The organism is Caballeronia sp. M23-90, from assembly GCF_053574605.1.
Window position 1 is genome coordinate 1 of sequence record NZ_JBSIPA010000442.1, and the last position, 5,320, is coordinate 5,320.

General features: G+C 56.8%; 5 protein-coding genes. All 5 read right to left on the minus strand.

Going from position 1 to position 5,320, the window contains the following annotated elements; translation table 11 throughout:
- Nucleotides 1-228 precede the first annotated feature (228 nt).
- On the minus strand, nucleotides 229-1,476 hold the full coding sequence (gene frc, locus ACRXB1_RS29380; RefSeq protein WP_062003054.1) for a formyl-CoA transferase: 1,248 nt from the start codon (nucleotides 1,474-1,476) through the stop codon (nucleotides 229-231).
- A 1,393-nt stretch (nucleotides 1,477-2,869) separates the two neighbouring features.
- The gene (locus tag ACRXB1_RS29385; protein ID WP_256700993.1) at nucleotides 2,870-3,550 is read right to left on the minus strand and encodes a GntR family transcriptional regulator; all 681 of its coding nucleotides are present in this window, start codon (nucleotides 3,548-3,550) and stop codon (nucleotides 2,870-2,872) included.
- Nucleotides 3,551-3,614: 64 nt separating this feature from the next.
- Nucleotides 3,615-3,836: a hypothetical protein gene (locus ACRXB1_RS29390; protein WP_056365209.1), complete on the minus strand. Its 222-nt coding sequence runs from the start codon at nucleotides 3,834-3,836 to the stop codon at nucleotides 3,615-3,617.
- Nucleotides 3,837-3,950: 114 nt separating this feature from the next.
- Complete coding sequence (locus ACRXB1_RS29395) at nucleotides 3,951-4,979, minus strand: 2-dehydropantoate 2-reductase (RefSeq protein WP_449494028.1); 1,029 nt, start codon at nucleotides 4,977-4,979, stop codon at nucleotides 3,951-3,953.
- Nucleotides 4,980-5,128: 149 nt separating this feature from the next.
- A partial coding sequence (locus ACRXB1_RS29400) for a hypothetical protein (RefSeq protein ID WP_449494029.1) occupies nucleotides 5,129-5,320 on the minus strand: 192 nt, incomplete at its 5' end.

Here is a 5,320-nt window from a genome sequence, read left to right on the forward strand (position 1 = left end):
TGACGCCCGCGGCATCGCGCAATGCCTGTTGCCGAGCCGGCGATACCGCGCCCGGTGTGCGCAGACTTTGTACCGATGCAATCACCGCTAACGCACACCAGACCCCGTCGAGCATCGATTTATCCGTGTTGGAAATTTTGTTGATGATACGTGACGAAGGTATCGAATTCCTGCGCGTGGCGCCATTGCGGAAAGCGCGCATCCGCGCATGAAACGATCGATCCAAGATCAGATCGCGCCAAGGCTTCGCAGCGTCGCGATCTGGTCGGCCGAGTAGCCGAGTTCGGTCATGACCTCGTCGGTGTGTTCACCTAAAAGCGGTGAACGGGTGACCTCGGTGGGGCTGTCGGAGAGTTTGATCGGGTTGCCGACCGTCAGGTATTTGCCGCGCACCGGATGATCCACTTCCACGATCGTCCCCGTCTTTCGCAGTGACGTATCCTCGGCAATTTCCTTCATCGACAAGATCGGTCCGCACGGAATGTCGTGTTGATTCAGGATGTCCATTGCTTCGAACTTGGTCTTGGTCATGGTCCACTGTTCGATCTCGGCGAAGATGTCCTTCAGATGAGGAAGCCTTGCCGCCGCCGTGCTGAAGTCCGGATGATCGATCCATTCCGGCTTGCCGACCACATTGCAGATTGCGCCCCACACGGGCGCCTGCGTGATGAAGTAGATGTATGCGTTCGGGTCCGTCTCCCAGCCCTTGCACTTCAGGATCCAGCCTGGCTGCCCGCCGCCCGATGCGTTGCCCGCACGCGGCACTGCCTCGCCGAACTCGCCGTTCGGATATTGCGGATATTCCTTCATCACGCCGGTGCGTTCGAGGCGCTGCTGATCGCGCAGTTTCACGCGGCACAGGTTGAGCACGCCGTCCTGCATGGCCGCGAGCACCTTCTGGCCGCGGCCCGTCGCGTTGCGCTGGTAGAGCGCGGTGACGATCCCGAGCGCCAGGTGCAGTCCGGTGCCCGAATCGCCGATTTGAGCGCCGCTGACAACGGGCGGGCCGTCATCGAAACCTGTTGTCGATGCTGCGCCGCCGGTGCATTGCGCGACATTCTCGTAGACCTTGTAGTCCTCGTAGGGTCCTGGTCCGAAGCCTTTCACCGATGCCACGATCATCTTTGGATTCAGTTCCTGGATGCGTTCCCAGGTGAAGCCCATGCGGTCGAGTGCGCCTGGCGCGAAGTTTTCGACCAGCACGTCGCAGCTTTTTACGAGCGATTCGAGGACCTTCTTGCCTTCGGGATTTTTCGTATCGATGGTCACCGAGCGTTTGTTGTGGTTCAGCATCGTGAAGTAGAGGCTGTCGGCGTCGGGGATATCGCGGAGTTGTTCGCGGGTGATATCGCCGATGCCGGCGCGTTCAACCTTGATGACGTCGGCGCCGAACCATGCGAGGAGTTGGGTGCAGGTCGGGCCTGACTGAACATGTGTGAAGTCGAGGATGCGGACGCCGGTGAGGGCTTTGCTCATGGGGGCTCGGGGCCGTGGGGCCAAGGTGTTTTTTTGGATGCTGCCGCTTGGGTCGTTCTTGTTTTTGCTGTGATATACAATATTCCAAGTGCTGGCGGAGTCAAGAGGGTGTTTTCCAGAGGCTCGGCGTGGAGGGGACGTTTTTTTGTGGTCGGAGTTGATGCCGGGTTGTTGCTCTTTAGGCTATCGCGCGTTCATTGCCGTCTGATTTCTTTAGCACTGTTAGCCACTGTGCGTGGCGGCACTTCATTTCACGAGTTTTGCGCTGGCGCTCGGGTCAATGTTTTTCGTGGTCTGGGTTGATGCCGGGTTGTTGTTCTTCAGGCTATCGCGGGTTCATTGCTGTCTGATTTCTTTAGCACTTTTAGCCACTGTGCGTGGCGGCACTTCATTTCACGAGTTTTGCGCTGGCGCTCGGGTCAATGTTTTTCGTAGTCTGGTTGATGCCGGGTTGTTGCTCTTTAGGCTATCGCGCGTTCATTGCTGTCTGATTTCTTTAGCACTTTTAGCCACTGTGCGTGGCGGCACTTCATTTCTTTGTCCAACGGCGACAAAGAAACGAAGCAAAGAAAACGCCTTCCAACCGCTAATTCTTAAGTGTCCCGAGCGTGCAATGACAACTGTTTGGTACGTCAGAAGAACGGTTGCCGCCATAACCACGAACACTTGAGACCCTCCCCCTCCGTCAACCGCAACCCACACGCTTCGCCACCAGTTTGGGAGTCCATTAATTAGGCCTCCCCGCTGCGCGCGCTGGCGCCCAAACAAATGGATGGCTGTACTGGTTCCGTTGTATCCGGGCTTGCATGGGACCCCGGCGGCAAAGTCCTGTGCGGGTCAAGACCTGCGGAGCTGTTATGGCTTAACCCGTTGTTATGTCTTGGCCAGGTTTCCGTATTGACTGCCACAATTACTGGTGGCGAAGCGTGTGGGTATCTGATGACGGAGGGGGAGGGTTTCAACTGTTGGTGGTTATGGCGATAACCGTTCTTCTGAAGTACCAAACAGTTGTCAGTGCACGCTCGGGACACTTAAGAATTAGCGGTTGGAAGGCGTTTTCTTTGCTTCGTTTCTTTGTCGCCGTTGGACAAAGAAATGAAGTGCCGCCACGCACAGTGGCTAAAAGTGCTAAAGAAATCAGACAGCAATGAACGCGCGGCAGCCTAAAGAGCAACAACCCGGCATCAACCCTTACCACAAAAACATTGACCCGAGCGCCAGCGCAAAACCCGTGAAATGAAGTCCCGCCACGGACAGTGGCTAATAGCGCTAAAAAAGCGAGAAAGAACAGAACGCGCGTAAACGCAAAAAGCAGCAACCCGGCATATAACCCGACCGCTGCTTTTAAACTTAAAAAACCAAAACCCAGCCCAAGCGCCAGCGCCCCACCCGCCTAATCCAGAAAATCGCAATTCTTTTGCACGAACGCGGCCAGATCCAGCGAATGCTGCCTGACCAATCTCTCGACCAATTCGGTATCCCGCGCTTCAAGCGCTTCAATAATCCTCATATGATCCTCGATCGATCTCGCCGCCCGGTCGCTTTGCGAAATCGTCATCTTCCGGATTGCCCGCACGTGCACAAATATATTCTTGATCGTATCGAAGAGAATCTGCGACTTGCTCAACTGCACAATCGCCTGGTGAAAGGCAATATTCGCCTCGGAATACTCATCAATATGCTCAGCCGGCGCCGTATTCTGAAAATGATCGAACATATGACGAAGCGAAGCGATCTCTTCATCCGTCGCGCGTTGAGTCGCGAGCCTCGCCGCCATGCTCTCAAGCGCGGCCCACATGTTGATCATCTCGACAATCTCGTGCTTGGTCTTGCGCACGATGTAAATCCCACGACGCGGCACCGTGCGCAGAAACCCTTCCTGCTCGAGTAACGTCATGGCCTCGCGTATAGGCGTACGACTCACACCCAACGCTTCGGTCAAATCCTTCTCGTCCAGCCTGATCTCTTCCCGCGAACGATAAATATCCGCTTCCGATATGGCCTGACGCAGCCGGGCATAAGCCTGATCACGCAACGAAACCGTCGCATTGATCGGCGCCAGCGAAAGCGTCACACCCGCAGGCCTCGGCTCCAGCCGCGGTTCAAGAATATTGGCAGACGTTGCAGCAACTTCAGTATCAGATGGCATTGATGGCTTGATGTCCAAGGTTCCGCGCGCCCGTCGTCGCCCGTGTACCCGTGCTGCCGCCCTGATCGTCCGCTGCCAGTCCGGCATAACGACCATTTTCCTGCGCACGCTGCAACACGTCTTGCGGCAACGCCGACGCCAGTGCAAACGTCACACCAACACCACCCGCTACCAAGGCAATTCCGATCACGACTAACAAAGCGATGCTCATTTCCGGCTCCTAGTGGTTAACCTCAAGAGCCTTCAGTATATGTTGCGTCGCAGTGCGACGCAACATATTTCGTATGTGATATATCAGAAACAACAGCCCTTCCTTGATGGAAGTTTAAGCGGCTTTCCGGGAGCGTGTGAAGGATTCAATTGTTTTGATGCGCGGACGCGCCGTGCCTTGATTCACGCCCTCGCGCAGCTTGATAAGCGCGAGCACCGCATCGATCATTGGCGTCTTTACGCCAAGCTTTCGGCCGATTTCCTGAACGACGGTTACGATCGGATCGATTTCCATTGGCCGACGGGCTTCGCAGTCGAGCAGCATCGACGTCTTGTGCGAACCCACGGCGCCTGCGCCATCGATGCGCTTTTCGATATCGACACGAAAATGCACGCCAAGGCGTTCCGCGATTCCCTGCGCTTCCAACATCATGCTGCGCGCCAGATCGCGCACGGCCGGATCGCTGGTCAATACGTCGAGCGTCGCGCCGGTCAGTGCGCTGATCGGATTGACGCAGACACTTCCCGAGAGCTTGAGCCAGATTTCGTCGCGGATGTCGTCGCGCATCGGCGCTTCCATGTCGGCGGCGGCCATGATGTCGTGGAACGCCTGCAGTCGCGGCGTGATCTGGCCACCGGGCTCGCCGATGGGAAATTTCTTGCCATGGACATGGCGGATCACGCCGGGCTCGAGAATGATGGCAGCGGGATTGAGCACGCAGCCAATCGCGCGCTCGGGTCCGAGGATCTGCCATTGGCGACCGCCCGGATCGACGCTTTCAAGTGTCGTGCCCGACAACGCGCCGCCATGATCGTGGAAGTACCAGTACGGCAAGCCGTTGACGGCGGTGATGACGGCGGTATCGGGGCCAAGTAATGGCGGCATCTGGTCGACGACACCCGGAACCGAGTGCGCCTTCAACGCGATGATCACGAAGTCCTGTGCTCCCAGTTCAGCAGGATCGTGGGTGAATCGGGCCTTGACGGTATGCTCTTGTCCTTCGATTTGCAGACGCAGGCCGTTAGCTCGCATCGCGGCGAGATGCGGCCCGCGTGCAACAAAGCTGACGTCCGCGCCAGCTCTCGCAAGCTGCGCACCCATGTAACCGCCAATCGCACCCGCTCCGTAAATGCAGATTTTCATCGTCGTCTCCTGAATCTTTTATCTTTCTGATATACAACATATTAGATTTCAGTATTGGACAGCGTTCGCGAAAGCGCAAGGACAATGAACAATAAAAAAGCGCGGTCCTGTCGAGGGAGCCGCGCTTTTTTAAAGGTTGGAATGAACGCTCAGGCGTCAGCCGTTTGCAGCAGTTTGTGCTCCTCGCGATATGACGAAATAACGTGGGTCCAGATGCGTCTCGCTTGCGATTCCAGCGTACGTTCCCGATGCTTCGCGAGCACGATATTGCGGCTCACCGGCGGCGACAACCGCACCGCTTGAACCAGCGCATGCGCCGACGCGCTTGGCCAGCAAGGGGA

Bases quoted from the DNA above. Each gene is read 5' to 3' on its own strand.
- frc (WP_062003054.1), bottom strand. From the start codon at position 1,476: ATGAGCAAAGCCCTCACCGGCGTCCGCATCCTCGACTTCACACATGTT.
- ACRXB1_RS29390 (WP_056365209.1), bottom strand. From the start codon at position 3,836: ATGAGCATCGCTTTGTTAGTCGTGATCGGAATTGCCTTGGTAGCGGGT.
- ACRXB1_RS29395 (WP_449494028.1), bottom strand. From the start codon at position 4,979: ATGAAAATCTGCATTTACGGAGCGGGTGCGATTGGCGGTTACATGGGT.